At 60.2% G+C, this 4,907-nt stretch carries 4 protein-coding genes; all 4 read right to left on the reverse strand.

Translation table 11 applies throughout. The features are described from left to right. Positions 1–63 precede the first annotated feature (63 nt). Positions 64–321 carry a hypothetical protein gene (locus VGY55_15165; protein HEV2971313.1) on the reverse strand — a complete coding sequence of 86 codons (258 nt, stop codon included), beginning with the start codon at positions 319–321 and terminating at the stop codon, positions 64–66. 282 nt (positions 322–603) lie between these two features. Beyond that, positions 604–3,402 carry a M56 family metallopeptidase gene (locus VGY55_15170; protein HEV2971314.1) on the reverse strand — a complete coding sequence of 933 codons (2,799 nt, stop codon included), beginning with the start codon at positions 3,400–3,402 and terminating at the stop codon, positions 604–606. Beyond that, positions 3,399–3,809, reverse strand: a complete 411-nt coding sequence (locus tag VGY55_15175; GenBank protein ID HEV2971315.1) for a BlaI/MecI/CopY family transcriptional regulator — start codon at positions 3,807–3,809, stop codon at positions 3,399–3,401. Before VGY55_15175 ends, VGY55_15170 begins: the two co-directional genes overlap by 4 nt. 520 nt (positions 3,810–4,329) lie before the next feature. Then, on the reverse strand, positions 4,330–4,907 hold a 578-nt coding region (locus tag VGY55_15180; protein HEV2971316.1), incomplete at its 5' end, for a PEP-CTERM sorting domain-containing protein.

The raw sequence follows: 4,907 nt of genomic DNA on the forward strand, positions 1-4,907 counted from the left end.
CGGCATCGTCGCCGAGGTCGCGGACGATTGCAGTGAATTCACTCTCCGGCGACCCGATTCCCGTCACTCGCCCAACAGCCGCAAACTTTTTGGCGTGAGATAGTATTTTGCCGGCGTGCCGCGCTCGGCTTTGTTGTGCTCAATCAGCCCGTCTCGTTCGACGGAATCTAGCAACTCTTGAAAAAGCTGAGCGCCTTTTATCGGCCGACCAGATATCTGCCTGTAATATGCTTCGGCCGTTATTCTTGCAGCGAACTCACCGTTATTGCGGATGAATCGGAGCATTGCCAATTGCTCGTCAGTTGGCTCAAGGTCGTACATGGGAAACTTAGTAGTCGGCTGAATTGGAAGCGGAGGCGAAGGCGTTTCGGCGCGTCGGCGTTGGTCGGCCCGCTTCGCACTCAGGCATTATCCGCGACCGCGGGGCAGCAGAGCAAGCGATTCTGCCGGGCGCTGTGGCGTGCATCCAGTTGAATCATGCCCCGCGGCGGCGGGCGCCGGAGGAACGAGATTTGACAATCACACGGCCGTAGCTACGCGACGAGTTTCGGATTGACCGAAACGAAGGACGCCGCGGGACTGCATCGGTCGCTCGCGGGATTCTCATTCGGGGGTCGTGCGTGGGTGTTCCGATTCGCGGTGCTTATGAATCTCACGCAGCAAGTCGTTCTGTTCGCGCGACAATTCGTCGATGCCTTTCCGCAGTTCCTCCATGCGAACGCGATATCGCTCCAACTCGTTCTCCGAACGCGCCGTATCGGCGGAACCATTTGAATGCAATTCTTCGATGCGAGTTCGATACCGCTGTGGCTCGCTTTCCATGCGCGTCTGCGCGGCCGCACCGCGTTGATGCGCATTACTATGGCAGCTCAGGCAGTTGGACTGATGAACTTGATCATTCCACCATGCCGATTTGCCCTGGTTGTCGACCGGCTCCGAAATGTTCAAGACCGCGATCGGCTCGACATAACTACTGCTGGCAGTCGCCGATTTCGCCCAATGGATCTTCCCCTCCGCATCGAGGATTCCCACGGCGTCAATCTCGTTCCAACCGGGGACTGCGGCCGTATCGAGCGTCAATTTGACGGCCGAGACCTCCCGTTGATCGGATAGCGGCACACTAAGGATGCCGGACTTCGTCGCCGAATCGGGTTTTCGGCCGGCCAGGGCAGAGAACTCGTGGCCGGCCGAGTCATAGCAGGTGACATCCCGAACGGCCCCCGGATTGAACGATTCGTAGATGAGGATGGCGACTGCCTTGACCGGCGCCGCGTATTCGAGCTTCAACCATTCTTCTCCACCATCGGGATTCTGCGAAGCCCAGGCATTTCCACTGTCGGTGCCGATCGGCGCGTCCGGCGCCCCCGTCGCCTGCGCAGCGCTCCACGGCTGCTTGCTCGGCGATTCGTCGCGGCGCGGCGCGCTGATCTCCAAATCGACGTCCGTCCGCGATTGGTTAACCAGTGTCCCGTCCACGCTCCCAACCCACTGGGCGTTGATCGCTTCGTCGGCGTAGGTGCTGCTCGCTTGCGCGGATGTCGCCCAATGGACTTGGCCCTGCCGATCGAGCAGTCCGACCGCATCGATCTCGTTCCAGCCCGGCACTTTCCGCGAATCGATCATCAGTTTGACCCGTTGCGTCTTCATTGGCACGCGAAGCGGGATGACCGAGATGCCGGAACGTTGCGTTGGATTGGTCGGGTCCGCGCCTGTCCACGTGAAACTCAGACCCGGCTGATCCGCACTGTGGAGCACGACTTGGGTCAGGGCGCCCGGCGCGAGGTTTTCGTACACCAGCACGGCGACCGTGTCGACGGGGTCCGCATAACTCAGTTCCAGCCATTCTTCTTGTCCGTCGGGCGTGAGGGAAGCCCAAGCCGTCGGCGCGTCGTCACCCATGTTCGAATCCGGTGCGCCGGTGGCCTGCTCGGGACCCCACGGCCGCTTTCCCGCAGCCGTGATCGTATTGCCATTGGCGATCACGAATGTCGTCCCAGAATACAATTTGTCGTCCGCCAACAGCTCATTCGACTTCGTGATATTCCGCTCGCTGAGCCTTCCCTGGGCGAACAATTGCTGCACTCGCTTGGCACGTTTATCCGGACTCGTGTCGGCCGCAAACAGTGTGATTTCTTCCGGGGTCGGCACGCTGCCGGTCGCGTCGAGCGTTAGCCGCCGCAGAAACTCGGCGTCGTCAATAGTCTTATCTGCCGCGAGCCGATGGGCGGCGAGCTTTTCCTTCGTCGCCTCGTCGATCAAGGTTTTTTGTGTCGACGAATCGGCGGATTTGGCGTCGGGATTCAGGTCGGCCGCGGTCGACTGGGCTCGCGCGATGACTAAGAGCGCCGCTGTCACAACAAGACTGCCCATAACGGTGAGAAACCTGACGGAGAGAGTCATTCTGCGATCCTCCAAATTGAGAATGTGACGAATCCGGGCAAGAAGTTGATGATTGGCCATCACGGCCGCGGCATGCGCCGGCTTCATGCCGGGAATGGCCAGCGCGGCCAACGTCTCCGCGTATGCTCGCGGATCGTCGGTATGCGCCAGCACCACCGCGTCGCAACAGTGCTCCCGTTCAAGCCGAACCCAACGAGATACGAACCACACCGCTGGATGGAAAAACAGCGCGGCCTCCACCATCCGCTGGGCGAGATTGACGAGGTTATCCCACCGCCGCACGTGGGCCAATTCGTGCAAAAGAATCATCTCAATCTGCGCAACGGACTGTCCGTCGAGCATGGCTGCTGGCAGCAGAATGAGCGGCTTCAAGATCCCGACCAGCATCGGCGCGATCACGCGTTGCGATACCGCGACGGCAACGGGACGAGCAATCCGCAGAGCCGCTCGGAGCCGCTGGCAAATCTCGTCCAGTTCGCCAGTCACGAGCCGTCGACTGCGGCGACGGAGCCGTTCCGCGCCGACCAATCCGCAACCCAGCAGAACATACATGACCGGAGCGCCCGTCACCCAAATCCAGGGTACGATCTCCGCAACGAGGCTCAGCCAGGCATTCGCCTCCGCGTACAAAGTGTCCGCAGTCGAAACCGACCGCGAAGGTGCTTTAGGAGGGCTGACGAAATTGATTGCCACGGGGGACGCCGCCATGTGCCCGGGTGCGGACGCTGCGCCAAGCGTCACGCTCGCCGACGTTGACGGTGGAATCCGCTCCAATTGCCAGCGGAACAAGACGACTGGCGCAACGGCCAATCCCATAAGCGCCAGGATGCTCGCTACGTACCTCACCTGCGGACCCAACCACCGCAACAGCGACCGCAATCCCCAGGCTGACAGGCCAATCGCCGTTCCGACCCACAGAAAATGCACTATCGTCCAGCCGATGGCGAGCCACAGCCGTTGGTCGATCCAACCGGGCGTCACAGCGAGTAAAGCGGTGTTCATGACGATTTGCCTCCGCGTTTGGGTTTCGGGGATTTCGCTTCCGCCAAGAGTTGTTGTAGTTCGCGGCGTTGGGCGGCCGTCAACTGTCCATCGGCAACCAGATGCGCCACCAGTCGGCTGGCCGAACCGTCAAACAGCCGATCGACGAGTTTGCCCACGAGACCGGTGGCCGCTTCGTCGCGAGACACCGCGGCCGACCACAGATAGCCCCGCGCTCCGTTCGTCCGACGGACCAGCCCCTTGTCCAACATCACTCCGAGCATCGTCGCGACCGTGGTCGTGGCGACCTTGCGCCGAACGCACAGCGCGGTGTGGACGATCCGGAGCTCCGCCGGCCCCGTTTCCCAAAGCACGCGCAGGATTTCCAATTCGCCGTCGGTCGGTTGCTCGCTGGCAGGTCGGGCCATTTCAGACTCCTTTCACAGGTTTGCTTCAGACATTGACGCTAATTCTAACGAATTAGAATTATATGTCAAGAGATCGGCGCAATACCGACCAATCGATCAAGGTTGACGGCGGCAAGGTGAAAATCTTTCCGACCCACACGAACTCGCGGCAGATATCCAGGCGGCTAGCGAGTCGGCTGCGCCGGAACGCTCCAGAAATACGCCGGCAGAGTAGCTTGTCGGATTCCGCGCCATCTCATCGGGGTTCAACCGCTGCCACCACAAGCTTGACCAATTCCGACTCGAAGTCCTTGGGATACTGATCACCCCTCCCGACCCGGACAACTTCGACCGCCCCCTTCCCGAATTGCTCATCGAGATCGATGTCGAGGCGATCGCCGATCACTGGTTGGCGAGGTTCTTGGAATATCGGCAGCGAGAGGCCCATCAGGCCGATTTGTAAAAATCTACGATTCCTGATTCGCCAATTAACCTTGGTTAATGACTCGCGTCAGACCGCGATTCTTCCAATTCATGTGCGTCACGATTGAGAATTCACGCGATGCACCCGTCGCCGGGTAATCGCCGCTCCCCCCAGCACCAGCCCACCAATCGCCAGCAGAATCAGGCTCGCCGGCTCCGGCACGACGGCGAACTGGCTGTTGTGGTTCACGACGGCCCAGACCGTGTGACTGGCGAAATCAACGCCGTAGCTCCCCAGGAAATTGCCGATGTTAGCATCAGTGATCGAATTCGCCGCGGCGAAGGAATCCCATGAGCCCTGGTAGTTTTGGAACACATCCCCAGGCAAGCCGGTCCCGAAATCGCCCATCGTCGCATTCTGCCAGAGGCCAAACGGTTGATTGAGCGTCGAATTGAGCCAAGCCAAATCAATCAAGCCATCCGCAGCCAGCGAACTCTCTCGGGCGTCCAACGCGGATGTGCTGTAGGTCATCTGTAGAGCAAATGCGTCGGTCTCGACATGTCCCCCTGCGCTAGACGACATCCCGCTCAAGTTCAACACGTCGCTGATCAGCTCAGGACCGTCGCTAGCAGTATTGCGGACGCGCCACTGCATGGCCACGTCTTGAGACGTGGCGTTGCTATTCTTGCCAGCTC

The sequence above is a fragment of the Pirellulales bacterium genome (assembly GCA_035939775.1).
Taxonomy (GTDB): Bacteria; Planctomycetota; Planctomycetia; order Pirellulales; family DATAWG01; genus DASZFO01.